The organism is Paenibacillus sp. MDMC362, assembly GCF_003269305.1.
In the GTDB taxonomy this organism is placed as follows: Bacteria; Bacillota; Bacilli; order Paenibacillales; family Paenibacillaceae; genus Paenibacillus_AQ.
Window position 1 is genome coordinate 27,376 of sequence record NZ_QLYT01000047.1, and the last position, 25,560, is coordinate 52,935.

At 47.4% G+C, this 25,560-nt stretch carries 23 protein-coding genes and 3 pseudogenes; 8 read left to right on the forward strand and 18 right to left on the reverse strand.

Annotated elements, in window-relative coordinates; genetic code table 11:
- The first annotated feature begins 143 nt into the window (after positions 1 to 143).
- Positions 144 to 704 carry an NAD(P)H-dependent oxidoreductase gene (locus tag DP091_RS22860; protein WP_113060418.1) on the forward strand — a complete coding sequence of 187 codons (561 nt, stop codon included), beginning with the start codon at positions 144 to 146 and terminating at the stop codon, positions 702 to 704.
- 78 nt (positions 705 to 782) lie between these two features.
- On the opposite strand, the gene DP091_RS22865 is transcribed toward DP091_RS22860, so the two are convergent.
- Both DP091_RS22865 and DP091_RS22870 read right to left on the reverse strand, forming a co-directional pair.
- Entirely contained in the window at positions 783 to 1,154 is a 372-nt protein-coding gene (locus DP091_RS22865; protein WP_113060419.1) for a winged helix-turn-helix transcriptional regulator, read from the reverse strand.
- Between the two features lie 192 nt (positions 1,155 to 1,346).
- A pseudogene (locus tag DP091_RS22870) lies at positions 1,347 to 1,693 on the reverse strand (cytochrome P450); the annotation flags it as partial.
- 132 nt (positions 1,694 to 1,825) lie between these two features.
- Here DP091_RS22870 and DP091_RS22875 point away from each other — a divergent pair.
- Positions 1,826 to 2,317, forward strand: a complete 492-nt coding sequence (locus DP091_RS22875) for a DUF2798 domain-containing protein (RefSeq protein ID WP_113060463.1) — start codon at positions 1,826 to 1,828, stop codon at positions 2,315 to 2,317.
- 155 nt (positions 2,318 to 2,472) lie between these two features.
- Here the strand turns inward: DP091_RS22875 and DP091_RS22880 are convergent, their stop codons facing one another.
- Entirely contained in the window at positions 2,473 to 3,600 is a 1,128-nt protein-coding gene (locus DP091_RS22880) for an NAD(P)/FAD-dependent oxidoreductase (protein ID WP_113060420.1), read from the reverse strand.
- A gap of 206 nt (positions 3,601 to 3,806) precedes the next feature.
- A pseudogene (locus DP091_RS22885) lies at positions 3,807 to 4,185 on the reverse strand (VOC family protein).
- 309 nt (positions 4,186 to 4,494) lie between these two features.
- Between DP091_RS22885 and DP091_RS22890 the strand changes: the two are divergent.
- The 5 genes from DP091_RS22890 to DP091_RS22910 all read left to right on the forward strand — a co-directional run bounded on the left by DP091_RS22890 (position 4,495) and on the right by DP091_RS22910 (position 9,289).
- Positions 4,495 to 5,955 (forward strand): MDR family MFS transporter, encoded by a 1,461-nt coding sequence (locus DP091_RS22890; protein ID WP_113060421.1) that lies wholly within the window; start codon positions 4,495 to 4,497, stop codon positions 5,953 to 5,955.
- A 51-nt stretch (positions 5,956 to 6,006) separates the two neighbouring features.
- Positions 6,007 to 6,282, forward strand: coding sequence for a hypothetical protein (locus DP091_RS22895; RefSeq protein WP_181469900.1), 276 nt, complete (start codon positions 6,007 to 6,009; stop codon positions 6,280 to 6,282).
- Positions 6,283 to 6,414: 132 nt separating this feature from the next.
- Complete coding sequence (locus tag DP091_RS22900) at positions 6,415 to 7,302, forward strand: TetR/AcrR family transcriptional regulator (protein WP_113060422.1); 888 nt, start codon at positions 6,415 to 6,417, stop codon at positions 7,300 to 7,302.
- Positions 7,303 to 8,185: 883 nt separating this feature from the next.
- On the forward strand, positions 8,186 to 8,581 hold the full coding sequence (gene mscL / locus DP091_RS22905) for a large conductance mechanosensitive channel protein MscL (protein ID WP_113060423.1): 396 nt from the start codon (positions 8,186 to 8,188) through the stop codon (positions 8,579 to 8,581).
- Between the two features lie 246 nt (positions 8,582 to 8,827).
- Positions 8,828 to 9,289, forward strand: coding sequence for an OsmC family protein (locus DP091_RS22910; protein ID WP_113060424.1), 462 nt, complete (start codon positions 8,828 to 8,830; stop codon positions 9,287 to 9,289).
- A gap of 115 nt (positions 9,290 to 9,404) precedes the next feature.
- On the opposite strand, the gene DP091_RS22915 is transcribed toward DP091_RS22910, so the two are convergent.
- The 12 genes from DP091_RS22915 to DP091_RS22970 all read right to left on the reverse strand — a co-directional run bounded on the left by DP091_RS22915 (position 9,405) and on the right by DP091_RS22970 (position 23,373).
- A complete protein-coding gene (locus DP091_RS22915; protein WP_113060425.1) occupies positions 9,405 to 10,202 on the reverse strand; it encodes a polysaccharide deacetylase family protein in 798 nt (265 codons plus the stop codon).
- 98 nt (positions 10,203 to 10,300) lie between these two features.
- On the reverse strand, positions 10,301 to 10,849 hold the full coding sequence (locus tag DP091_RS22920) for a DinB family protein (protein WP_113060426.1): 549 nt from the start codon (positions 10,847 to 10,849) through the stop codon (positions 10,301 to 10,303).
- Positions 10,850 to 10,987: 138 nt separating this feature from the next.
- Positions 10,988 to 12,136, reverse strand: a complete 1,149-nt coding sequence (locus DP091_RS22925; RefSeq protein ID WP_113060427.1) for an NAD(P)/FAD-dependent oxidoreductase — start codon at positions 12,134 to 12,136, stop codon at positions 10,988 to 10,990.
- Positions 12,137 to 12,195: 59 nt separating this feature from the next.
- Positions 12,196 to 12,918: a methyltransferase domain-containing protein gene (locus DP091_RS22930; protein WP_113060428.1), complete on the reverse strand. Its 723-nt coding sequence runs from the start codon at positions 12,916 to 12,918 to the stop codon at positions 12,196 to 12,198.
- The gene (locus tag DP091_RS22935; protein ID WP_113060429.1) at positions 12,905 to 14,062 is read right to left on the reverse strand and encodes a type III polyketide synthase; all 1,158 of its coding nucleotides are present in this window, start codon (positions 14,060 to 14,062) and stop codon (positions 12,905 to 12,907) included. Before DP091_RS22935 ends, DP091_RS22930 begins: the two co-directional genes overlap by 14 nt.
- A 205-nt stretch (positions 14,063 to 14,267) precedes the next feature.
- Positions 14,268 to 15,554, reverse strand: a complete 1,287-nt coding sequence (locus DP091_RS22940) for a Gfo/Idh/MocA family protein (RefSeq protein ID WP_113060430.1) — start codon at positions 15,552 to 15,554, stop codon at positions 14,268 to 14,270.
- A 28-nt stretch (positions 15,555 to 15,582) separates the two neighbouring features.
- A complete protein-coding gene (locus tag DP091_RS22945) occupies positions 15,583 to 16,470 on the reverse strand; it encodes a carbohydrate ABC transporter permease (RefSeq protein WP_113060431.1) in 888 nt (295 codons plus the stop codon).
- A 20-nt stretch (positions 16,471 to 16,490) separates the two neighbouring features.
- A complete protein-coding gene (locus DP091_RS22950) occupies positions 16,491 to 17,381 on the reverse strand; it encodes an ABC transporter permease (RefSeq protein ID WP_113060432.1) in 891 nt (296 codons plus the stop codon).
- An 82-nt stretch (positions 17,382 to 17,463) separates the two neighbouring features.
- On the reverse strand, positions 17,464 to 19,188 hold the full coding sequence (locus DP091_RS22955; RefSeq protein ID WP_113060433.1) for an extracellular solute-binding protein: 1,725 nt from the start codon (positions 19,186 to 19,188) through the stop codon (positions 17,464 to 17,466).
- 120 nt (positions 19,189 to 19,308) lie between these two features.
- Positions 19,309 to 20,652, reverse strand: coding sequence for a response regulator (locus DP091_RS22960; protein WP_113060434.1), 1,344 nt, complete (start codon positions 20,650 to 20,652; stop codon positions 19,309 to 19,311).
- Positions 20,645 to 22,399: a sensor histidine kinase gene (locus DP091_RS22965; RefSeq protein WP_113060435.1), complete on the reverse strand. Its 1,755-nt coding sequence runs from the start codon at positions 22,397 to 22,399 to the stop codon at positions 20,645 to 20,647. The genes DP091_RS22960 and DP091_RS22965 overlap by 8 nt, the downstream gene beginning before the upstream one ends.
- Positions 22,400 to 22,590: 191 nt before the next feature.
- On the reverse strand, positions 22,591 to 23,373 hold the full coding sequence (locus DP091_RS22970; protein WP_113060436.1) for a phytanoyl-CoA dioxygenase family protein: 783 nt from the start codon (positions 23,371 to 23,373) through the stop codon (positions 22,591 to 22,593).
- A 124-nt stretch (positions 23,374 to 23,497) separates the two neighbouring features.
- Between DP091_RS22970 and DP091_RS22975 the strand changes: the two genes are divergently transcribed.
- Positions 23,498 to 24,385, forward strand: coding sequence for an AraC family transcriptional regulator (locus DP091_RS22975; RefSeq protein WP_113060437.1), 888 nt, complete (start codon positions 23,498 to 23,500; stop codon positions 24,383 to 24,385).
- Positions 24,386 to 24,619: 234 nt separating this feature from the next.
- On the opposite strand, the pseudogene DP091_RS22980 reads toward DP091_RS22975, so the two are convergent.
- Both DP091_RS22980 and DP091_RS22985 read right to left on the reverse strand, forming a co-directional pair.
- Positions 24,620 to 24,823 (reverse strand): annotated as a pseudogene (locus tag DP091_RS22980) (siderophore biosynthesis protein); the annotation flags it as partial.
- 6 nt (positions 24,824 to 24,829) lie between these two features.
- A complete protein-coding gene (locus tag DP091_RS22985) occupies positions 24,830 to 25,321 on the reverse strand; it encodes a hypothetical protein (protein ID WP_113060438.1) in 492 nt (163 codons plus the stop codon).
- Positions 25,322 to 25,560 lie beyond the last annotated feature (239 nt).

Here is a 25,560-nt window from a genome sequence, read left to right on the forward strand (position 1 = left end):
TGTGACTCTACAATGTATTAACGGTATTGTCCTTTACAGCACTCACCTTTTGGTAAGTACCTGTACTAAAAGTGCATACTTACATAATTGCAGTGATCGCTTTATACTCAAGGATATCAATCAAACTCAAGGAGGACAAATCATTGAAAACTCTTGTTATCGTTACACACCCAAACCTGAAAACATCCGTCATTAATAAGCGGTGGGTAGAAGAACTCCGACAATACCCGGAAAAATATACCGTACACGAATTGCATAAGGTTTACCCCGATGGGAAGATTGATGTGCAACAAGAACAAAAGCTTATCGAATCGCATAGTCATCTTGTTTTGCAGTTTCCGATCTATTGGTTTAATTGCCCGCCTCTCCTCAAGAAATGGCTTGACGATGTTTTTGCTTATGGTTGGGCTTACGGCTCAAACGGCGATAAATTAAAGAATCGGAAAGTGGCTTTAGCTGTATCCGCCGGCATTAAGAAAGAAGATTATCGGGAAGACGGGAGGTATCGCTACACGCTTGCCGAGATCCTAACTCCTTTTGAAACGACCTTCCTCTACTGCGACGCCGATTATCGTTCGTTCTTTGCCTACTATGAGCAAGAGGCTGCTCCTGGCGGCAACACGCCTGACACGGACCTATCGCCTCCTGATAGCGCGCTGGATATAAGTGCACGAGACTATTTGAAGTTCATAGACAACCTGTGATAATTAAACCGAATGAAGCCGTTATAAAAAGAAGTATTTCCTTGGACAAGGAAATACTTCTTTGGATATAACAAAACCTCACGCTTCACGCTGTACAGCTTCCGGAGCCGGCAAACTGTTCTTCTCTCCCCACTCGCACATCATATGCAACACAGGAAGGAGGGAGAGTCCGCGTTCCGACAAGGTGTATTCGACTTTTGGAGGGACCTGGGGATATTCCGTTCGAACGATTAGCTCATCGGCCTCCAGCTCCTTTAACATGATGCTTAGCGTTTTAAAGGATATCGAACCAATGCTTCGCTTCAGCTCATTATGCCGCATTACCTTATTTTCAGACAGCCAGTACAAGATAATCATTTTATATTTACCGCCGATCAAGGATAACGTATAACCAAAGCCGGTGTCATGAGGTTTTACGCCAGTCGGAACACAGGATTCTGTTTCGCGCATAAGTCACACTCTCCTTGGAATCTCTTCGATTACTCATGTACGATCATCTTAACATAAAAACAGTACTGGATCGAAAGGAGATCTGTAGATCGAATTTCGTCGCTGGTATGACATTCATCCCGCCCAGACGTCTTTTACATATTATCCCGACGCCTCCAGCCGAGATAGCCAGGCGGCAGCCTCTTCTGCGTTGTAAGTCGGCACGGGATCTATCAGGACGTGGTCCACCTCGCTTACCGCTTTTTGCAATTTATCCGGATTTTTCAGAAATAATAAATAGCAAAGGACAGCAATCCGCTTGTCGTCTCATGCCCCGCGATAAGAAACGTTATCATCTGATAACGAATATTCTCTTGATCCAGGCGCTCGCCTGTGTCAGGATCGACGCCTTCCAGCATATGCGCGAGCAAATCCTCTTCTTCACCGCCATACTTCCTACGATCTTGAATGAGCTCATCAACTAGCGAGAACATGTTCTGGACATCTTCCTGAAACTGCCGCTTCTTTTTGATCATAAACATGTCCTGTATACCGAGACGGTGTCGCAATAAAATTAGTCATTGTTTTACTTTACAAAGGAATATTTTCAGAAAATGTTCACAAAATTTTCACTTACGAGAGGCTTTCTCCAATCTCTATAATGACAAAGGTAACTAGAAAGGATGATGAAATTGCCAGCGACAAAAAAAGAAAGTGTGTATTTTGGTTTGATGATGTGTGCGGGGATGGTTATCATGATGACCTGCTACAATTTGTTCACAAACGGATTAATTGGGAAAATATCGTTTATGGTCATACTCCTGCAATTGGCGTTGGGCTTTGTGATTGCCTTCTTATTGGAATCGTTTGTTGTCGGACCCATAGCAAAGAAAGTTGTTTTTTCCTTTTTGCGTAATAAATCCAGTAAAATTCTTATGATTGTGATGATGGCGTTTTGTATGGTGATCGGCATGGTTACTTTTATGTCCATGTACGGGCTAGCGTCCTCCTACTATGCAAACGGGCTCGGAGGGGAATCACTGCTTGGAAGCTACTTCTCCATCTTCATTAAAAATTTCGTGTTTGCGCTGCCGCTTCAACTCCTCATTGTAGGACCAACCGTACGCTTCCTGTTTGGCAGGCTGAAAGCAAAAAGCGTGAACGAATCATTATCCGCCGTATAATCAATTGGAAACCAATCTCTCTCAACAACAAAAGCCGCGAATTTCGCGGCTTTCCTCATATTCAAATTCAACCTCACTTCGTCCACATGCACGCATGATCCCGTGACTGAAGATGCCGCTCACCAATTGCTTGCTCAAAACCGATTAGCCATGCTTCAACTCTCTTCGATTGCTGTACGGATATCATAGGCATCGATGTCGATATCCAGTAGTATTCCAAGAGCCAATTTCGCCAATTGACTACCGATAAAGGGGCCCATCGTCAGTCCTGACGCGCCCAGGCCGTTTGCCGTTATAAGGCCTTCCCAGCCAGGGACAGCACCTATTACCGGAAGAAATCCAGGGGTAAACGGACGAAATCCGACACGTACTTCCTGAAACGTGCTGTCAGCTAGTCCCGGCGCCAAGACCAATCCTTTATTCAGGATTTCCTGCATGCCGCCGGCTGTTATTCTCGTATCGTAGCCTTCGACTTCATTTTCGTGAGTCGCTCCGATCACAATCTTCTGGTTATCAAAAGAGAGTAAATATTGATCCGATGGCGGCATGACGACCGGCCAAGCGCCTGTATCTTGCTGATCAGCCGCCTGCACATGCATGATTTGCGCTTTTTGAAAACGAACCTGAAAATGAATGCCTAGTGGCTGAAGCAGCTGATTAGCCCATGCACCAGCACAAACAATGACTTCATCTGCCGCAAAGCTGCTTGCTCCGACAGCTGCTCCGGTTACGCGATTTGCTTGATATAACAATGCGGCATCCCCGTTTATAAGCTTGGCCCCATTCCTCTGAGCGGACCGGATCAGCGCATCGCGCAGTGCACGACCATCGACACGGGCTGCGCCGCTAATGTGAACGGAATGATAGCCTTCTCGGAGCAATGGGAAACGCTCGTGGGTTTCTTCCTCATTCAGCCGGGTTATCTCACCGATTTCCGGAGCATCCGCTTTTCTGTTATAGGCCCGTTCCTCCATCTTGCGGATTTTATCCAAATCCTCGTGAATGCTAAGAGCCCCGACCTGTGCGTAACCTGTTTCTGTCTCGCCTTCGCTGATGAGCTCCTTTACTAACTCAGGATAATAACGCGCGCCGGCCTTGGCTAATTGGTACCAAGCCTGATTCCGTCTTTGCGATAGCCAGGGGCAGATGATGCCTGCGGCGGCATCCGTAGCCTGTCCTTTATCATTGCGGTCTATAATAAGCACTTCCGCTCCCATTTTGGCTAACTGATAAGCAGTCGATGCCCCAAGTATTCCCGAACCAATAACGATCACGTTCTTCATGCATGACATTCCTTTCCTTAAATCACTGTATCCATTATAGCGAATGCAGGGAAAAAGTATAACGCACATCATCTCATCGGTCTGAATCAAGCGGCAAAAGCATGTCAGCAGGAGTATTTCTTCCCTATAAAAGACATACAAAAAGCCGCCAGATAGGCGACTTCACATCCATGTGATCTATGGTTGTTCTTACGGACCGGTTATTATTATTTTTCCATGACAGCAAAATAGTTTTCTTCATAGTCTGCAAAGTTGAACACTCTACCGGAAGGCATATTCACCACTTCGCCGACCGTGATATTGTGGCTGGTTAGATGGCTGTGCAGCGCATCGAAATCGTCCGTGATAAACATTAAAAAAGGTGTGTCCAAATGTAATCCTGGCGACATTTTGGCTACGAGCTCCTTATCATGCAGAATGAATGATGGTTGTTTCTGCTTCCTTCGTAGGAGCAATTTCAATCCATCTCATTTCACCGTTATTTTCTTCTGATATGACTTGAAATCCTACCACTTCAGTCCAAAACTTTACGGCTTGATCCTGATTATTCACATACACCATAATTTGACCAACTTTGCTAATCATCGATTGGTACACTCCCTCGTATAAGTAAATTAAATGTCAAAACCAGCTTGCTTCCAAGACTTCCTCTCCCTTCAGATCATAGCATGCCAAATGTACGTATATTTCTTATCAATTGCGAATTTATTTTTGTATCGGAATATCCAAGTTAAAGGGTTTGCTTACACCTTCAAGGGTAACGGTCGCATAAAGCTTGGATGCCCGTTTGACACAAATTACGTTCATCGTTACTATTATAAATGACTGGTTGGTTTTTTTAAAAACTATAAAGTACAAATCTCGAAATTTTTAAAAGAAAGCAGGTTCACCATCATGTCAGATCCATCTGCAATTGTCGGTAACACCTCTGAAGAAAGAGCTTTTGCAATTAAAGACATCCTTGCGCCATTACTGGCCGTCATCATCGGCACCTTCATGGTTCTGTTGGACAGCACGGTTGTCAATGTCGCCGTACCTACGCTAGTTCAATATTTTGATAGCCCCCTGCATACCATTCAATGGTTGATCGCCGCGTACACGCTTGCATTGTCCGCGGTCATCCCTCTCGCGGGATGGCTGTCGGATAAATTTCAGCCCAAACGAGTGTTTCTCATATCGATCGGATTGTTTACGATAGGATCCGTGTTATGTGCTTTTGCCCAGACAGCCGAGCAGCTCATCGCCTTTCGGGTTATTCAAGGCATGGGTGGCGGCATGGTATCGCCAATCGGAATGGCGATGGTATACCGTTTGGCACCTCCGGACAAAAGAGGTTCTATCATAGGGATGTTTGGAATTCCATTACTGCTTGCACCAGCGCTCGGTCCCGTATTGTCCGGATGGCTGATCGAGTTTGTCAGCTGGCAATGGATATTTCTGATCAATCTCCCCATTGGCATGATCGGACTATACGTGGGCATCAAACATCTGCCTTCCTTTTCAGAAAAGGAAGCTCCGTCTCTGGACATTGTCGGCATGCTGCTTGGACCCGCAGCTTTTGCCATGATTACTTATGGAGTCAGTGAAGGAGGGGTAAGCTGGACTTCCGCCAAGACTTTATCCGGAATCATTATCGGCGGGATTGCGCTTCTTCTCTTCATTTGGTCCTGCTTACGGCATAAACAACCGCTGCTTGAGCTGCGTGCGTTCAGATCGGCTGATTTTACACGTGGCATCATCATCTCCTGGATCATGCAGGCAGCGATGTTCGGCTCCGTGCTGCTATTCCCGCTGCTTCTTCAGCAGATTAGAGGTTTCACTCCGCTGACGACCGGGCTCATCCTGCTGCCGCAGGCAGTCGGTTCCATGATCTTTATGCCTCTGGCAGGAAAGCTTTTTGATAAGGTGGGCGCACGTCCCCCGCTTGTGGCCGGAATGACGCTGACGACAGCTGCATTGTTCACGATGTCCTTTGTTCGAACCGATACTCCTTTACTACTCGTCATGATCGTATTGTTCTTCATGGGCTCCGGCATGGGGTTATCGATGATGTCCCTGAATACGCATGTATTAAATGCAACCCCTAAGCACCTTGTAAGCCGGGTTACTCCGCTCACGAGTGCATCACAGCAGGTCATCGCCTCGTTTGCCGTAGCCGGCTTCACGGGATATTTATCTTCCCGGATGACGTCAAGCCTGCCGAGTAACGCTGTTGGAGCCAACCCTATGGATTCCCATGCTGCATCCTTTGCGGACACCTTTTTCCTGGCTGCCTGCATTGCTTGCGTAGGACTGGTACTCAGCTTGTTTCTTAGAAAACCTAAACAAATAACCGATGAATCTTCCTTCCTTTGAACAGCAGACATCGATAAACCACAATAACCGTTACACATAGGAGGAACTAACTTGAGATTCGGAGAAATGGTTATCATACTATTCATTATCGCTCTGGCTATAGCTACGATTTGGGGACCAAAATCGAAGAAAAGCCGGCTGGTTTACTCGTTAATCGCGCTATATATCGTTACGGTTGCGCAGATCATCGTTGAGGATTGCCGATGGCAAATGATTCCTAGCTACGCGGCTTCCGTTATCCTAACGGCTTGTATCATTTTTAGAAAACCCAAAAAGAAACCGTCAAGCATCTCAAGGGAATACGGCATAACGCCATGGATGAACTAGCGAAGAAATATCCGGATATCAAGCTCGTTCAAGATTGAGGCGCCGTTATTGTGCCTGTGGATTTGCTCTGCAAAAAACGATATGATAGTGATCGAATCCGGTTTATTTGTACTTCGTTAAGGGGGCCGCGCTATGAGTTTGTTAAAAGAAAAAATATTGCAATCGGCTATTCGCTCCTTTGCTGAAAAAGGATACCAAGCGACTTCGATTCAAGATATCGCGGATGATTGCAGCATTGCTAAAGGCTCAATCTATAAATACTATGGTTCCAAAGAAGAGCTGTACATCCGTATTCTGGAAAAACGACAGCAGGATATGATTGATGCCGTAGAACTGATCCGCAAAAAAGGTTTATCCCGCAGGGAAACATTTCTTGAGGAGATCGCTTATCAGTTCGATTTTTTCATCGAGCATGGATATTATATATCGCGTGATCATAACGAGCTCCCACCGGCGAACAGTGACAAGATCGGTACTGTCATCCATCAGCTTCAATTGAATATGTTTCGTTATTACCAGGATATTTTACTCCGTTATTATGGGGATTCGATAGCGGAATGGAAATGGGATGCTACAGCCGTCTTTAACGGATTGATCCGCGAGTATACCTTTCATGTCTTGTTTGGATTCAAACCGCTCATTCAAAAGGATTTGGCTGTTTTCATTGCTGAGCGAATGGATGATCTTATGCTGGGACTGGAACAACGTGCTCCCCGCCCCCTGCTCACCGATGAACTCATGAAGGAATATTCGATGGTTGATTTAGAGGCACTTACTCATACGCAAGAAATACGAAGAACGGCACTGATGGATACGATTGAGTCGATCATCCCGGATATGTCCATCACGAACTCCAGAAAAAAAGACTTGTTTGAGGTTACGGCGATGCTGCGGGAAGAGCTCACCGCTGAACGTTCACGTTCTTTTCTAATCCAAGCGCTGCTTAAGGATCTGTCCTCGGAGAACGAGCTGACTTTCTACACCAATCAACTGCAGCAGTTGATTCGAGAACGTAATTGAGAGGATAACCAAGGAAGCCCTCTGCTCTCTGTCTCTTCCCATTGGAATCTGACCGTGAAATCATTGAAAGAAAAGAAGCTGCATGCTTTGCGGCTTCTTTAGGTACGTATGATGTTACATGTATTCGACCTTCGCTTGATCCCCATTTCAATGTATCTCCCCGCATTCTGCTTGTTCTAACTCCAGTTCCCTGCACGTCCCCATCAGCATAATGCTTGTAATTGCAAATAAAATGATCATCACATTCCTCATCATATATCACCTTCTTATATGTTCAATTACCCCCAGTCTAAACCATAATGAAAGATTCACTTATCGATTAACCTTTCTACAAGCTTACATTTTTGTAAGACACTCCGATCAAAACAAACGGTTCCCTCCCTATAAATGTCCATGCGTCCCGAAAAGAGGCTGAATACGATAATCATACACGTACATGAGAGAGTGGTGACAAATGCGAAGCTGGTAGATGATGATCCCATTTGAAATTACGCGATGGAAGGGCTTTATTTGACCGGCTACTGGAAGGACTAAGTAAACTGTAAGAGCATCTGTTGGATATGATAACGTAACGTAAAAAAGCTGCCGCTAACTAATAAGCGGGCAGCTTTTTTGATATTATGGCTGTAGTGTAGTGACAGGAAGAGTCAGTGGTGCAATGCCTTTAGCAAGTTCATCTGCAGTGTCGCTGTTCGTCCAGAATTCATTGCTGCGAAAAGCTCGCATGGATATAACCTCTACTGTGCAAAGCTCGATGTTGGCATTTTCCGTAAAAAGATACGGCTTAACGATCTTGCGCATTTCACTAGTTGCTGATAGGATATTTCGAGTGGTAGATGAAATGCCGCCCTACATTTTGAATTGAAAAGCAGGTGACTTATTTATGAATTTATTAAAAGAGTTTAAAACCTTTGCGCTTAAGGGTAACGTGCTCGATTTAGCCATTGGGGTTATCATTGGTGCTGCTTTTGGCAAAATCGTATCCTCCTTGGTGAGTGATATCATTATGCCGGTAATTGGATTGATTCTTGGCGGAGTGGATCTATCAGGACTAAAGGCGACAATCGGGGATGCAACCCTGACGTATGGAGTATTTCTACAGACGGTCGTAGATTTCCTGATCGTCTCCTTCTCGATCTTCATGTTCATCCGTACACTTAATCGCTTCAAACGCAAGGAAGAAACGAAGGCCGAAGAACCTCCGGCTCCATCAAAGGAAGAACTATTGTTGGCAGAAATACGCGATCTGCTGAAACAACAAAATAAGGCTTCCGAATAATAATATGGAACCGATCTAGTGCGTGTGTTTTCGTTATGAGAGCACACGCTCTTTTTTTTACCTTCTTCCAAGTCTCAACCATAGGATTACACACGAACGGCATTTCGGTCTCTTCATACTATATTGACAGATCATGTTAAATAGAATTATAATCCTTACTAATCCAAGTAAAATAGTATGTATTTGAATAGAGTACAGTCCACTCACGCTTAATGGGGCTGTCCAGACAAAGGGAGATGGTACTTTATGCCAAGTGTCCAAACGTTCAAAGCAACTGCCCATTTGCAAGAAGGAGTCAAAGTTGTTACAAATGTAAGGCAGTTCGAGTTCGTCATCGATGAGCCCAAAAGCCTTGGAGGTACGGATACCGGAATGAATCCCGTTGAAGCTCTGCTCGCCTCCCTGGGGGCATGCCAATCGATCGTGGCCCGTGTATATGCGCCTAAATTCGATGTCATCCTTGAAGATTTCAGAGTTGACGTAGAAGGCGACCTTGACCTGGACGGATTCTTTAACCGCTCTGATGTACGGCCAGGATACTCCGACATTCGGTATGCGTTCTACATCAAAACGCCTTCGTCCGCCGAGAAGGTTGAGCAGTTCGTCGAATTCCTGGAGAGTAAATGCCCTGTAGGCGATACGATAGCGGCGCCGGTAAATTTGAAACTGGATCGCATCGTCATCAATAACGGAGTGACCGATTCTTAATTAAGCTACATATAAGGGCTGCCCGGTTGCACAAAGCAACTTAGCAGCCCTTCCTTTTTCTCGTTATTGATCGAATCCCTCTTCTATAATATGCAGGTCAAGATCATGCGACAGACTATAGCCGAGTGATTTGGCCCCCCTGTAGTTCTAACGATTCGCCATCTACACTAATCCACACGGTTTTGGCACTTGGGTTATGGATCATGCGGCAATCCGCCGAGAAACGAAGTTTATTCAAGGCATTGCAGTAAGCATATATCTCAGCATTCGTGGCATACCAGATATCATCACGTCCACCAATTATCTCCCCGAAGCGATCTACGAGATTCCAGTTGTGGTCATTCTCAAACTCATAACTGTGTCCCCATACATATAGAATGGCCATCTTAGAAAACATCTGCTGCATAAGTACAAACTTCTCCGCATACTCCACCATTTCCTTATGGTGACAAGTCGGATGCCAACGAAGCCAATCATCCGGCTTATGAAATGCCCCATGACTGTTTACCGTCCGAGCATACTCCATACCGACACTCTTAAGTAGACCGACTACTTGATCATTATAGGTGCCGAACGGATAGCTGATTCCCTTTACAGGGTAATGAACCAGAGCTTCCAGCGCTTTCCGGTCTTCCATAACCTGTTCAATCACTTGTTCCGGCGGCGTTTGTTCCAGGAAAGGATGATCCACGGTATGCGCAGATACCTCATGCCCCGAGTATAATGAATCCACTTCCGAGGCATCAATATACCCTTTCTTACCGAGCGTGCCGCTGTTCAAATGAAACGTGCCTCGAATTCCGTAATCGTTCAGCTTTTTGACCAATCTGCGATCATATTCACGGCCATCATCAAAGCTGAGGGTCAAGGCTTTTTTGGTGCCATTCGGAAAACGATCATACTGTATGCGCATTCAAGAACCTCCCAAATCTGGTTAAGACATCGATCCATTTCTCAAAGAATGAACGAATCTGATCTCATTATACGATGTTAGCCCCATGGATCCATGTATTATTTCTTGTGAACACCATAAAGGAAACGGCAATAACCGATCTCAGCCGCATTTTTCATCAGTTCTAGATTAAGCCAGGCCGCCAATTCATGGAAAGGCTTATTCGTGAAAGGCCACACAGTCCGCTCCGTAGAAAGGAACGCATCATCCGTCAAGGCCGACATTTCACGTTTCCACTCGCAGCTCAATTCATGTATTTGATCTCTGGTCTCCTGAATGTTGCCCATAGAATGGATCTCTTCACGGGCCAACGTCCCACTGCCGAACGAATGATTCAGTACCATTGACCACCAGTATGTGATATGCCATGTCAGCCAAGAAATACTCGGCGGGCCAATTTCATACTCCTCGGATTCCGGCCATTCTGCCAGCCAGATTTCAGATTCACGGTAAACATGAAGTCCCTTTGAAGCAGGTCGCCAATGAAACTCCTCATCTTGAAGCCCTGTGAGATGCAAGTCGAGCAACTGCCAAGCGATTTGGAACTGGAAATCAAGAGTACTCCGAATGACTCCGATCGGATTAGCTGAAAAATGTTCATCTTGCATACTACCTCTCCATTCCTAATAACAATAAACTTTATTCATTTTTGTCTATTATATTACGGACATAATAAAATAATGTTTGTTTCATGTCAACGCAAAGCCGTAGAATAACTAATACAAAAAGCCGCAATTATGCGGCTATTATCTGGTGCCTATGCCCGATTCGGATAACCGGGTCGCTTTTACGATATAGGACGCCAATCCTGGAATCATCCGGGCGATGTCTGGATAGAAGCGGTTGGTTTTGGCAAAAGCGAGGTTCTGAATTCTCCTTGCCCTTCTGAGAAGCACCTTAAACGTACGGTTAGCTTCAAGCGTATATTGGTCTCGCCATTGTTCGAAGTTTACTTCTCCACGTAAATATTTGTGTGTCCAGCCGGAGCATAGCCATGATGATCGCAGAGCGACCGACATCCCGTCCCCGCACAGCGGTGGAAGCATCAGCATTGCATCTCCGATATGCGGATATTCCGACCATGGATGCGGCGTATTGGATAAATGAAGCGGAGCAATCGATACCTGGGTTCCCGAAACAGGCTCCCCTTCAGCCATTCGTTCGGCTAACCTTTTGTTCGTGCGTGAAGCGGCCTGTAGAATTTCAGGCACTGATTTGCCGCTGCCCTGCACTGATTTCAAGGTCAGCAGCGCGGCTACATTGACCATCCCCTTTTCAATCGGCGATATTCCGACATAACCCCCCTCGCAAAAATACAGCTCAACCCGAGCAGGGATCGTAATGCCGCTATAATGCGATTTTATACCAACATACACGGTATCATCCCGATACGCCTCGGCAGAGGCAACGCCGCGTGGCCTTTTTGTTCCGTACGCACCTATAACGGCCCTTGCCTCATATCGAACGGTCTCATTCCCTAGCCTTGCTTCGATTTCATACCGATGATTATCCAGCTTCTGAATGTTGGTTACGGTTGTTCCCGTGACAATGTCCGCGCCCGCGGTCACTGCATTCTCATGCAGCAGGCGATCCAGTTCATAACGGCTGATCCCGGTTGCTTGCCCCGGTAACGGAGCGTCAATCTCACCGCCGTTCGGCATTACGATTTTGGCGTGGCCCATGGAACTAGGCTCAACCGTTTCACGTAATTGGACCCCTAGATAGTCCAGCATCTCTTTAGTCTCTGGGGACATGAATTCACCACAGGTTTTATGGCGCGGAAAGGATTGCCGGTCCAGCAATATCGTACGATGTCCTTGTTTTGCAAGCTGTAGTGCACAGCTGGTACCGGCTACTCCCGCTCCAATGACGATGACATCCGCTTGCTTTGACATTTATGAACACCTGCCTTATAGCTTGCATGAAGAACATTCATTTGGTAACGAGTAGAGGACTAGCGAGTCCCCTGTTTCGGGATAACAACAGAATAACGGAACAACGACTTCCATTTATAGGTCATGGTGTCGTGATTGAGCTGCTTTTTCAACTCTATCCAATCCTTCCCTTTAAATCCCTTAGCAACCGATAACGGACCATCATGGCGGATATAACGATTGCGGGAAATGATGCGCGTCGTAAGCCAGACTGCCGTATAGGGTACAGGATGCCGATGAATGTCATTGATCACGACCCCGTAAATAGAAGCTCTCAGCATATGCCTCACCATCTCCACCAGCTTCTCGCCCTGGAAATGATGGATGAACTGGGAACCTGTCACGATATCAGCCGATGCATCGGGTAAATCTCTAACATCGGCGCGTCGAACTTGAATCCTCGGTTCGTTCGTAAACAAGCGCTTAGCCTCATCGCATGCTTCTTTTGTCATATCGATCAAGGTAATATTCAGCTTGATGCTCCTTTGATCCGACCATTGCAGCAGCTTCTGGTTTACATCGCCTGAACCTGCTCCTACGTCCATGATGCTAAGGGTACTCGGGCTGCCAATTGATTTCCAAAGCTTCTCCACGCCGTCTAAGGTAGGACCAGGCGCCGCGAAGATTCGATTCAGTCGCCTTAAGTGCTTCAGCGCTTCGATCAACTCTTCCCCTCCCATGGAAAAGTCATCCATAAGCTCCTCTTCCTGCGCCCGGATGGATAAGGTTCTAAAGAAGGACATGGTCCTGCTCCATAACCGATGACGCATAAGCCTTCACGTAAGTAAAGCGCATAAGCTCCGCGGTCAGGCCTGGGCCGAAGGCCATGGCTATTCCTTCCGTGGAAGCATTGTCTAACTCTTGCATCTCCTTACGCATCGCACTCAGCACAAACATAATGGTCACGGAGGAGAGATTCCCCGCCGTTCTTAAGATGTCCCTGCTGTATTTGGTTTGTTCATCGGTCAGGCCCATGACTTCCTGGACAGAATCCACGATACCCCGTCCGCCAGGATGGATGGCCCACAATTCCGGGAGTTTATCTCCCTTCAGCAGAACACGCATTTCTTCCTCCAGATGAGTACCGAGCAGCTTGGGAATACGCGGCGATAAATAAAGATCATAGCCTGTATTGCCTACTTCCCACGTCATATCCTCCGTTGAATCCGGTAGCACGACCGAGTAACCCGAGCCGAGCTCCAAATAATGTTGATGATCCGTTTTCGGGTTACCGATAACACAAGAGGAGGCACCATCACCGAAAAACGAAGCGGCAAAAAGCGCCTCCCTCTCCTTGACCGGCTGAAAATGAAGGGTGCAAAGCTCCACGCACACAATCAGAACCTGCGACGCCGGCGCTCCTCTGACAACATCCCTTGCCATCTGAATCGCTTTAAGGCCCGCAGCACATCCCTGAAATATCAACGGCAGACGATTAACGCGAGGAGAAAGCCCCAAATGACGAATCAACAGCACATCCATGCCCGGCTGGTATTGGCCCGTGCAGCTGACCGTAATGAGATGCGTGATTCGATCCGGTGACATACCGGCATCTTTCATTGCCTTCTCGGCTGCTTCTATGCCAAGCGGGAGGGCCTCCCGCTTGTATGTATCCATTCGTTCCTCGGTTGTCGGGATGTCGGACTCGTCATGGGAAGGCAGATAGCGGCATTCTTCCAATGAACCAAGGTAGTTGGATTCGCAAGTATAACGAGTTTCGACACCGCAGGATCTAAATACTCTTCGAGCAAAGCGGGCCAGGTCCGGTTGATCCTGCAGCGTAGAAGCAATTAAATCCGCAATATCCGACTGTGCCACCGAATGTACCGGCAAAGCCGTGCCCATGCCGAGAATCGCAACATCGGATATACCGTTTGTATGTTTCATGCTAACCTCCTGTATCGTCTTGGAATTAAACATGATTACCCGTACCTGGGCATTTTGAATTCGTTCAAAGACATACTCTTGAGATTAGGATAACCCGAGCAATTATATCCAATTCAAGCCAAACGCCTAAACTTTTCAATCATTATCTCATATCTTTCTAGAATACAAACAAGCCCGATTGCAACAGCAACCAGGCTTGAGTATATTAGTTCCCGGACTTCGTGCTCATTGACAGGCTAAACCGCTGCTCAAATTCCTTTATGTAGATGACCTTTCCATCCACTCTCGACTGCTCAGCCGCAAACGCCATGAGATGACTTTGAACGGAACGGCTTGCCGAAGTCAGCCCTTGATCGCTTCCCCCTGACTGCACCAGTCTCAGAAAATCCTTGATCAGGCCCATATCACCGCCGCCGTGTCCGACATGCCCGCCTCTATCCTCAAAAGATATTCGCTCGATCTTGCCGCCGCCGAAGTGAATGATCTCGATTTCATTCTTCTCCATGGCGCCGCGGATTTCCCCGCGGGTTCCCATCAGCTTGATCGTACGGCTGACATCTCGCGTAAACGCACTCATCGTAAATGCAGCCGTAACGGTGTTGTCAAATTCCAGATTGACGACCTGATGGTCCACAACGTCGTTATCGCAATGATATACGCAGCGGCCATAGGGCCCCTCCAGCAACGCCTTGTAACGGGCATCATAACTCATATCATCACTGATCGCCGACGTTGGCCAATTCGTATCCTCTGTCAAATATAAATCAGGCGCATAATAGAGACACTGATCCGAGACCGGGCATCCATCCAGACAGCGCTCAGGTGCGCCTTCAGGTGCTTGCGCTGCCGTAAAATGACTCAGCGAGCCAAAAGAGGATACACGAAGGCAATCCGAGTCGGCAAGCCACAGCAAAATATCGAGATCATGACAGGATTTGGCGAGAATCATAGGGCTGGAATCTTCCTTACGACGCCAATTCCCCCGGACAAAGCTGTGCGCCTGATGCCAATAGCCCACGTTCTCGTTATGCTGGATCGACATCAATTGGCCAATGGCCTCACGCTCCAGCAGCTGCTTTAAAGTTGTGAAAAACGGCGTATATCGCAGCACGTGACAGATGGAAAACACCAGTCCGGCCTGCGAAGCCATCTCGCCCATCCGGATGCACTCCTCGGGATCTGGAGACATCGGCTTTTCCAGCAGCACATGGTAGCCGGCCTCCAGCGCCCGCATCGTCGGCTCGAAATGCTGCTTATCCTGGGTGCATATCAATACCGCGTCTGCCAGCTTGGGCCCTGCAAAGAAATCATTCCAATTCTCAAAGCACGCCGAATCTTCCAGGCCATGCCTGGCTTTAAACTGTTCCCTCCGCTGCTGATTCGGTTCCGCGACGGCAACCACCTCAAGCTCATGGGGATGCAGCAGGGCATATTCCATATAATTGATGCCTCGCAGTCCTGCTCCGATGAGGGCAACCTTAACCTTATTCATCCGTTTCTTCTCCTTTTTATGCGAGTACTTATTCTTTAACGCTGCCAACCGTCATCCCTTTAACGAAATACTTCTGCAGGAACGGATAGACGACCATGATCGGCAGCGCTCCCATGAATATTTGGGCAGTCCGGAGCGTTTTCTCGCTCAAATTCTCCATTGCCTTAATCTGCTCGATCGATATCGAAGTCATTTGGGAGTTGATTGACATAATAAGCGTGGATAAATAGGTTTGCAGCGGATATTTATCCGGTGAATTCAAGTATAGAATTCCGTCAAACCAAGCATTCCAGTGTCCCACGATGGTAAACAGGCCGATCGTTGCAATGGACGGCAGGGAAACCGGCAGGTAGATACGCCATAATATTCTCCAGTGTCCGGCACCGTCAATCGTTGCAGCCTCTTCCAGCTCCTTCGGGATCGTTCTGAAGAAGTTCAGCATGAGGACCATGTTCCAAACATTGAGTGCCCCAGGAAGAATCAGCGCCCATACGGAGTCAATCAAGGCCGTATTCTTTACGATCATATAAGTGGGAATCAAGCCACCGCCGAAAAACATCGTAATGGCAAAAAACCACACGTACGGCGTTCGGAACTTAAATTGATGATTTGATTTCGATAAGGGGTATGCGGTTATGAATACCAAAAACATGTTCACAGCCGTTCCTAACACAACCCGCGTAAGCGAAACCTGAAACGATCGAAAAAACTCCACCTTTTCACCCAAATACCGGTAAGCATCCAGGTTGAAGCCGACGGGCCAAAGCCTCACTTCTCCCGCCATCGCCGCTGTATTCGAGCTTAACGAAATCGAGAGCAAATGAATGAACGGAATGATGCCGAGCAAGGTGATTGCGGATAGAACCAGCGTATTCAAGATTACAAACAGCCTTCTGCTGATCGTTGGTTTGTGCATTTTCCTACCTCCACTCCAGCCTAAAAGATCCGATAATTGTTATATTTATAAGCCGCATAGTACGTCACAGCCACGAGTGCCAGGGAGATGACGGATTTAAAGAAGCCGACTGCGGCGGCAGGTCCGAATTGCTGACTGAACATTCCAAGCCTATAGACGAAGGTATCGATAATATCCGCACCTTCATAAACCGTCGGGTTGTACATAATCAGAATTTGTTCGAAACCGGCATTGAGAATTCCGCCAAGACTTAATACACCCAGCAGGATGAGAATCGGTGCCATGCCAGGAAGCGTAATATGAATCATCTGTTTCCATCTTCCCGCTCCGTCTACTTCTGCAGCTTCATACAGCGTTGCATGGATCCCAGTTATGGCTGCGAGCATAACAATCATGTTATAGCCCATCCCTTTCCATACGTCCGAACCGATAATGATCCCGCGGAACCAGTGGTTATCCAGCATAAACATGATTGGTTCCATATCGAGGGCACCCAGCAAGCCGTTTACCGGACCATTCAAGGAGAACAATTCTATGATGACGCCGCCAAGCACCGTCCAGGACAGAAAGAATGGCAGGAAGATGGCGGATTGGATAAAGCGCGAGAACCATCTTCGGGTGACTTCGTTGAGAAGCAGTGCCAGGATCAGAGGCACCAGTAAAAACAAAATCATTTTGAATACGGAAATGACAATGGTGTTCCACAGTACCTGCTTGAAATCGGGCAGTTCAAATACATATCGAAAATTATCAAGGCCAACGAAATCCGAGTGGAAGAACCCGGCCAGCGGCTCAAACTGTTGAAAAGCCATCACGAGGCCGGCCATAGGCCCATAAGCATAAATTAACGTAACGATAACTCCAGGCAGCAGCATCAAATGCAGCAGATATTCTTTTTTCAGCGTTCTCACAGATGAACCTCCCCGTCCATTTAAAACGGGAGGAATCTGCCAACTTCATAAAGGCTTATCCTCCCGTTCTATCCTTCAAAGATTATTTGGCACTCTGCTGGCCGTACCAATCGTTGACCTCTTGCGTAATCTGATCGCCGCCAAGCGACTTCCAGCTCTGAACGAATTTATCAAATTCGTCCAGCGAAGCTCCCATGACGATCTTGGTGAAGGTTTCCTGCATCAGTTTATCGAGCTGGGATCCCTTCTCCACTTGCGTTGCCGTGGGAAGGCCGTAGAATTCATTGTTCACATAAGCCTGATTTTCTTTGATTTGACGCGTCATTCCCCAACCGCCGTCTTTCGCCGCCCGGCTGAAATACTGGCCCCAATTCACGCCTTTCGAGGCATCCACGGTATTACCAGCAAGGTAATCCTTTGTTGCTTTGAAGACGTCGGCCACATTCTTGTAGTTCTCGTCATTCAGCGTGATTTCCGATTGATTTGCTTCAAGCGCTTTGTTTACTTCCGTATAGATCGTATCGATTTGGGCCGGATTATAAATCCGTGGGTTGAACCAATTGTATACATATCCTTTTTCCGCTTTATTCTGATCCATGTACTTTTTATTGCCCATCTCGATGTAGAAGTTGATCATCTTAATGGCAGCTTCCGGATTCTTCATTTTTTTGTTCACGACCACGAGCTTGTTGCTGCGAATCTTGGGCACCATCGACTTCCCGGGTCCATCCAGCCCAGGAATTTGAAGGGCAATCCATTCAGCCTTAGGATCTTTATCGACATTGAGATTCAATGGCCAGTTCGGATACCACCATTCGCCGTAAGAAATGCCGACCTTGCCTGCGGTAATATCTTCAACGGACTTGTTCTCGTCCTTCAAGGCAAATTCCTTATCCAGAATTCCTTCCTTGTACCAGGACTGCAGCTTGCCCAGCGCGGTCTTTACTTCCGGCTGAATGAGTCCAGGTATAAGCTTGCCGCTGTCGTCCTTAATCCAGGCCGACTGATTGTCCCCGATGGACGGATAAGCGCCAAATCCATTGAAGAAACCTCTCAGGTCAAAGCCCCAGAAGAACAGATTCTTCTGCATCGCGATACCGTACGTGTCACTTTTACCGTTTTGGTCCGGATCCTGCTGCACAAAAGCCCTTGCAACCTGTTCCAGCTCATCCATGGTTTGCGGCGGCTGCAATTTCAGATTGTCCAGCCAGTCCTTCCGGATCCAGAGCAGCTGGGTAGACAGGAAAGGATCCTCAAATCCGGGAATCGCGAGCAGCTTGCCTTCCGACGTAAACGTCTTCATCGCAAATCCGCCGTCAGACTCCATGTACTTTTTCAACGCTGGTGATGCAAAGTCGTTGTAAGCTTGGGTAAGATCGGCAAGCATCCCCTGCTTCTTCAGCTTCTCGAAGTTCTTCTGGTCCAGTTCCATCACATCCGGCAGATCCGCCGAAGCCATGGCTAATGAAAACTTCTGTTCAAACTGGCTGGAAGGCACCGTCCATTTGTACTGAACCTCAATGTTCAGCATGTCTTTGAGATCTTTGAAGTAAGCATTCTGTTCAGGTGTAATCCCTTGCGGCGTCCGCGGATCCTCCGGCGGATTGTAGCCGAGCACTTGCGTGACCGTGACCGTTTCAGGATATTTGCCTAGAGGGTCGGGCGGTGCCGTATTCGTTTTTGCATCCTCTGTAGGTGTTTTGGCTTGCGTCCCCTCAGATTCTTTTACCTGATTCGAGCATGCAGCCATTACCGAAAGCGTCATCGTGCTTATCAACATCATCTTCGCTAGTTTGATCCATCTCATGATTGCTTTCCCCCTTTATCTGGCGTAATCTTGAAATCCGTGCTGCTTACGTCTCATTATAGATTTCGCCCGAAAGCGCTATCAATTTTAAGTTTTTTACATCGCTTTCACTTTTTTTACCTATTGGGTATTTCGGTATTCCTGAGGGGAGACCCCCATCTTTTTCTTGAAAAATGTCGTGAAATAAGAAGGAGATTCGAATCCGAGCCGAGCGGCAATCTCCTGCAACTTCATATTCGTATGCAGCATCAGATGGAGCGCTCCCTCCAGCTTCTTCGCCTGGATGTACTCCAACAGATTGTGCCCTGTCAGCTGCTTGTAGTAGCGAGACAAATAGGACGGGTTAAAATGGACTTCCTCCGCAATCGCGGTCAACGAGACGTCCCCGGATAAATGCTCCAAAATATAGTTATGGATTTGGTCAATCACATCAAATTTCATATCTTCCTGCTTGAACCGATCGTAATCTCGCACGTTATCTTCAAGCTCTTTAGCCTTCTCAATGTCCACAATGACCATATTTTGACCAAGCGCAGCCCTGCTCTGCAGCATGGATTGTATAACATCAAGCTGCTGCCCCGAGGTATCCCACTTATGCAGCAGATTGCCGGATATCCCGAAAGAAACATGAACACCGAGCAGTTCCTCGCATTTATTTTGGACCAGCTCCAGGATACCCTTCATATAGGATATAAACCTGTGCCAATGCAGCTCATACTCCGGCTCATCCCCGCGAAAACGATCCCGAAGCTCCGCATCCGGCTGCAGCAGCCATACCTGTAAGACATCATCCAGAACAGCATGCTCGCATGTAAATGAGGAGGGCAAATCGTTGATAAACGTCATCTGAACAGCTTGCGCCACATCCCTTGTTTTCGTCTCCGCTGCGCCGCTGATCCTTCCCATGATAAAGAATGCCGGCTGGTCTACATCAATGCGGAACTCCACTTCTTCATAGCGAGGCTCGGACAATAGACGATGAACAGGTTCTCCTTTCAATACCTTTCGGATCAGCTCCCGTTTCAGCAGAGGCTCGGCGATTTGAAAATGCACTTTTGCCTTTTCCGCCTGGATTCTGCGACGATTCTCCTCATCAAGCTTAGAAGTGGCCTCTTGAACGGCTTGAAAAATCGGATCGATTCCTTCGGTTTTCAGGATGTAATTATCCACGTTTTTTCGCAGTGCTTCATGCACATAATCAAATTCACTGTAACCGGTCAAGAAAATGATTCGGCAATGCGGCCAATAGTATGTAATTTCATCAATTAGCTGAAGCCCGTTCTTATGGGGCATTCGTATATCGCTGACCAGGATGTCCAGCTTCACTCTCATGGCAATGTCCAGCGCTTCCTTGGCGGAATAAGCTTTGCATACATCCAGTTCCAATTGTGCATGCTCCTGAAATAGCTGAACCAAGCCGTTGACGATGACAGGTTCGTCGTCTACGATCAACAGTCTATACATGATGATAACCCTCCTCTATCCCATCGATGATCATGATCAGATCCGCCTTTAAGCCGCCATATGCGCTGCGCGAGATGAATAATCCGCTGCCTGGCCCGTATTTAAGCTGAAGCCGGTTGTTCACGTTGACCAAACCTGTTTTTTCAATATGCTTCGAATCCATCGCAAGCTTATCCTGCAAACGCTGCAGCATGTCATTCGTTAGCAGCTTCCCGTTATCCTCCACCGTGACGCGTAATTGGCCATCCCGGTAATCGCTGCTGATGTACAATTTCCCCTCCTCCATGCCGTCTTCAAACGCGTGCTCAAACGCATTTTCTACAATAGGCTGTATGATGAGTCTCGGAACGGTAATGAACGGAGGGATGTCCGAAATTTCTCTATGCTCATATGTTATCCGGTTCGAGAAGCGGATGCCTTGAATCTCGCAGTAATCGAGGGCATGCTTGTATTCCGTATAGAAAGGAACCTCGTCGGAGCCGCTTCTCGTGATGTATTGATAATAGCTTCCGAGCTTTTGCGAGAGCTCCGCTGCGCCGTCCGAGTCTCCAACCTTGCACATCATATAAATATTGAAGAAGCTGTTATATAGAAAATGCGGATTGATCTGGGACTGCAGCTGTTTCAGCTGCGAGTGCTGCAGTGCTATTTTTTGCTCATAGTTTTCCTCAATCGAATGTTTGAGCTTATGCGCCATCCTGTTGAACCCGTTAAATACGTAATGAAACTCATCTTTACTTCTGGACTCGATCATGATGTTCAAATTATCGGTTTCGATCATATGAAAGGCTTTGACAAGCTTGGACAGCGGCCTGTGGATCATCAGATTAACCGAGAACGAATAGAGCACCATGACGGTCACCGCCAGAATAAACAACGTATAAAACCATGTAATGAATTGGCTTAAAGGCCGCGTTATTTCATTTTGGTTCACATACATGACCAAGGACAGATGCAGCGCGCTAACTTCATTCTGGATGATAAAATAGTCTGCGCCATCCAGCTGCCCCGTCCCCGATACACTTTGTTCCTGGCTGGGATTGTCCAGGATATGACTCAAGACCTCGGATGACTCGGCTCGCGAAGCTGTCGTTAATATGGCCCCCCCTTCTTTACTCCCGAGTAATACTTCGGATTCCGGGTACAGCTTGGCAATTTCGCTTAAAGCCCCCAGCAGCTTGGATCTGGAAATTTCGATGTAGGACCAGATGCCGCCGTTGTTTTCGGTTTCAATCAGAAAGATCCGGTCACCGCTGCGGTAAAAAGAAGGCTTGGGCATAACCGACATCATGGAAGATATCCGTTCCATTTCCTTATTGGGCGTGTTGGTTACGCCCGTTGTGGTGGAGATTGTTTTTTCGATATCTTTTACGTAAACACCGGCGCTCACAATGTACTCACTGGAGACCATGAGGGTTGCAAGCCGATCCCTGACCTGATCAATGAGCTCCACCTCTTCATAGTCTTCCAGCATGCTGCCTCGAAAGCTCAGCTTCTGAAGATCCTTGTCATTTAACAGCTGCAGCTGTAAATTCCGGATAAAATACATCTCTTTATCGAGCTGTTTGGAATAGAAGGATGCGCCTGCCGTCGCGGAGTTCAAGAGGGACTCCTTCGTAACGGACATCCCCTTATAATTCAACCAAATATTCATCGAGATGAGAGGAAGCAATAATAGAATAAAAACGATGACGATTTTCTGATATACGAACCATTTCGATGCTTTGCCTGGAGCTTGAAGTTTCATGCGTTCCCCCCATTTTGTATCAACCGACCTATTATCATCTAGTATAGGGGGGCTGGCTTACATTACAACGAAATATTTTTACATGTTAGTTGTCAACATGACCAGCCAAGGGTTTCAAGCATAGAAAAAAGCCCCGCAGGGGGCTTTAAGCTGCTATGAATTAAAGCAAAGGGCTCAGCACTATGATATGGTCATTTCGAACCGATGATTTCATATTTTGGCTTCACGTTGTTGAAATCCGGATTGGTTCCGCTTACCATTAGGCCCATTCCCCAATCGAAGTGAACATCCGCTGTAGGCACATCCGCTGCATCACGATATTGGAACAGGATGTTTCTCCGCGTGCGATCGCTCCGGTTCACGTCCGAGCCATGAATGGTCAGGTAATTAAAGAAGAGCACATCGCCCGCCTTGGCTGGGCACGGGGTTCCCGAAGATAATGGATGCTCCTTATGGTTCAAATAGTAAGCGCCGATATGCGGCAATACGCCCTGTTTATGGGATCCCGGCACAACGCATAGGCAGCCGTTCTCCATATCGGCATCGTCGAGATGAACGCTGGCTGCTAACATGGTGTGATCGCGATGTGGGAAATACGGATAGTCTTGATGCATGGGAAACGCGGCCCCGTTAGCAGGAGGCTTCACCAGCATTTTCGAGTGATGCAGCTGCACATTCGGTCCGATAATTCCGTTCAACGCTTCTGTCATACGGGGATGGATTGCCGCTCGCATGAACGCAGCATCATGGTAGTGCACATCGTGGAAACCTTTCAGGACCAGCTTCTTAAGCTGCTCAGGCGGCAGGAAGTCACCTTGCCAGGCATGGTTTTGATCCGATTTGGCGCGTGCCGCCCTCTGGATAATCCCATCAACTGCCACTCTCATTTCCTCAACTTCCTGTTGATTATAAACGCCCCGAACCAGCAGATACCCATTCTCTTTGTAAAATTGCACATCCTTCTCGTCCATCATCACCATGCACCCTCTCGATATTTTATGGAATATCTAGTTTAATTATAGTAAGGGTAAGCGAAATCGTATTTGCACGGGGATGACGACGTTTTGCAAAATTACGCCAAAGGAGCTGTAAACCGCCTTGTATCATTGGAGCCAAAGCGAGGAACGCCTTAATCGTTATGCCGGACGGCTTGAAGGTGAGACCCTCTCGTTCCTTGTCCATTACTGGGGGACCGTCCGGCATTTGACGGCCAATTCCATACATCGGCATTCATTCTATGAGATTTGTTATGTGGATGGCGGGACCGGTGTATATACAGACGGAAATCAGTCATATCCATTATATGAGGGGGTAGCTTTCTGTACACGACCTGGTCGGTTACATCAGATTAAAGACGTTCACGATCTGAATCTGTTGTTCGTTGCGTTTGAAGCGTTGGAGAAACCGTCAGCTCCGGATGTATCGTTGAAATACATGGAAGCGCTTGATCGATGTGCTGTTTGGACCGAGCAGGCGGGCGAATCACCCTCCACTCAAATATGGAAATCCATGCTGGTCCGGTCGGAATCCGATGGCTCGCTGCCTGCATCGCTTCTGCCCAAGCTGGCGCACGTGCTCCTGCAATCCTTTCCTGGACTGCTCGGGGCATCCGGCAGCTTCGAAAGCGCTCCTCTCCTGTCATCCGCGTTACAACTCATTCAAAAGGCAAAGTTGTACATAAGAGACAACCTCAGCGGGCCTGTGTCACTACCCGAAGTAGCGGCTTACCTGAATGTGTCCGAGCGGCAATTATCCCGATTGTTTGCGGAGAGCATTCATGAATCCTTTACCTCTATGGTTCGCACCGAACGGATCCGGGCAGCCGAGCTGCTGCTCCAGCACACCCAGGATCCCATCAAGGTGATTGCAGAGCGAACCGGGTTCTCATCGGTTCATTACTTTACAAGGCTGTTCACCAAGTTCAAGGGCATCCCCCCTGCCGCTTATCGAGCGAAATGGGCCTTAGAGGCGGATCGACAAGAATGACCTCACTTAAAAGGTAAGCGGAAATCGGCAACAATACAGCAATGTTTTTTCCATTTTATAGAATAAAAAAACAAGCATGCCTCCATTCACGAGGCTGCTTGTATTTCTAACCTGGACATTCGTCATCATTGCCTAGCTTAAGACGCAGCTCAAGTATATTCCAAGCAGATGACTGCCTTGCGCAGCTCCTTTGAGTAGAATAGAGGCTTCTATCAGTGTTTCATGATCCGGTTCCTGCTCGAGTAAAAAGTAGTTCCACTCCACTTCAAACCGATATTTTCCGTTCACAACATCAAAGCCAAGCATATCCTCCTTTGTAAACTGCAGGTGTTCGGACTCGGTTTCTTCGCCGACGCTACCGTCGTAAATTTCTTTGGCGGACACAAAGTGCAGCCACTGAGCCGGATAAGGATGAATATGCGATTTTGATATATTCATAATTGCTCACTCCTTAGATGTAGGGGAACCCGCGAAATTTACGTATCGTTTCATCTTCTGCTCAAATACCGTATCATAGCGGAATTGCCGCGGATATCGATCTTCGCGCAGCAGTTCGTACAATACCGATTGGCCTTCCTGATAGCGAACCGCAAACTCGCATTCATCATAAAATTTGCGGGATATCCGGCGAATCTCGTAATCCGAACTATGGCTTCGCCAACCCAGCTGAATCATATCCAGCTGATCCAGCGGATCACGATACGTGTCCAGGACGATGCAGGAGACCGAATCCTCTACCTCGTGGTATACCAGAACATGTCCGCTATTCACCGGACTATCGAAGTACCGTTCATATATATTTCTTACGGGAACCGTTATGCCAAGGCGTTTCATCACCGCTTGGAAGTTCGGGTGTACCTTATACTCGTCAGACCATTCATCCGGATACCATACGAGCTCGGAAATCGACGCTGTAATATTGAATTCATATTTCATCTCTCGCAGCCCCCTCATACGGGATATTCTACCCTATTTCATTCCTGGGTTCGTATTCCCTCGCTTAACCACGGTGACTTGGCGTGTTATCTGATCTTTTGGGAAGCGAGCGGACCACTGCGCTGTTGGAGTATTTTTCGCTACAGTTAAATAAAGAAATAATTTACGTATATTGGACGGGAACAACGATGGACGTCAACTATTAATGACGGCAGTAAGCCGGATACCCGGCTGGAGCT

What these genes read in the sequence shown, in the direction of transcription:
- DP091_RS22865 (WP_113060419.1), bottom strand. Translation starts at nt 1,154, where the DNA reads ATGCGCGAAACAGAATCCTGTGTTCCGACTGGCGTAAAACCTCATGAC.
- DP091_RS22880 (WP_113060420.1), bottom strand. Translation starts at nt 3,600, where the DNA reads ATGAAGAACGTGATCGTTATTGGTTCGGGAATACTTGGGGCATCGACT.
- DP091_RS22890 (WP_113060421.1), top strand. Translation starts at nt 4,495, where the DNA reads ATGTCAGATCCATCTGCAATTGTCGGTAACACCTCTGAAGAAAGAGCT.
- DP091_RS22900 (WP_113060422.1), top strand. Translation starts at nt 6,415, where the DNA reads ATGAGTTTGTTAAAAGAAAAAATATTGCAATCGGCTATTCGCTCCTTT.
- mscL (WP_113060423.1), top strand. Translation starts at nt 8,186, where the DNA reads ATGAATTTATTAAAAGAGTTTAAAACCTTTGCGCTTAAGGGTAACGTG.
- DP091_RS22910 (WP_113060424.1), top strand. Translation starts at nt 8,828, where the DNA reads ATGCCAAGTGTCCAAACGTTCAAAGCAACTGCCCATTTGCAAGAAGGA.
- DP091_RS22915 (WP_113060425.1), bottom strand. Translation starts at nt 10,202, where the DNA reads ATGCGCATACAGTATGATCGTTTTCCGAATGGCACCAAAAAAGCCTTG.
- DP091_RS22920 (WP_113060426.1), bottom strand. Translation starts at nt 10,849, where the DNA reads ATGCAAGATGAACATTTTTCAGCTAATCCGATCGGAGTCATTCGGAGT.
- DP091_RS22925 (WP_113060427.1), bottom strand. Translation starts at nt 12,136, where the DNA reads ATGTCAAAGCAAGCGGATGTCATCGTCATTGGAGCGGGAGTAGCCGGT.
- DP091_RS22930 (WP_113060428.1), bottom strand. Translation starts at nt 12,918, where the DNA reads ATGTCCTTCTTTAGAACCTTATCCATCCGGGCGCAGGAAGAGGAGCTT.
- DP091_RS22935 (WP_113060429.1), bottom strand. Translation starts at nt 14,062, where the DNA reads ATGAAACATACAAACGGTATATCCGATGTTGCGATTCTCGGCATGGGC.
- DP091_RS22940 (WP_113060430.1), bottom strand. Translation starts at nt 15,554, where the DNA reads ATGAATAAGGTTAAGGTTGCCCTCATCGGAGCAGGACTGCGAGGCATC.
- DP091_RS22945 (WP_113060431.1), bottom strand. Translation starts at nt 16,470, where the DNA reads ATGCACAAACCAACGATCAGCAGAAGGCTGTTTGTAATCTTGAATACG.
- DP091_RS22955 (WP_113060433.1), bottom strand. Translation starts at nt 19,188, where the DNA reads ATGAGATGGATCAAACTAGCGAAGATGATGTTGATAAGCACGATGACG.
- DP091_RS22960 (WP_113060434.1), bottom strand. Translation starts at nt 20,652, where the DNA reads ATGTATAGACTGTTGATCGTAGACGACGAACCTGTCATCGTCAACGGC.
- DP091_RS22965 (WP_113060435.1), bottom strand. Translation starts at nt 22,399, where the DNA reads ATGAAACTTCAAGCTCCAGGCAAAGCATCGAAATGGTTCGTATATCAG.
- DP091_RS22970 (WP_113060436.1), bottom strand. Translation starts at nt 23,373, where the DNA reads ATGATGGACGAGAAGGATGTGCAATTTTACAAAGAGAATGGGTATCTG.
- DP091_RS22985 (WP_113060438.1), bottom strand. Translation starts at nt 25,321, where the DNA reads ATGAAATATGAATTCAATATTACAGCGTCGATTTCCGAGCTCGTATGG.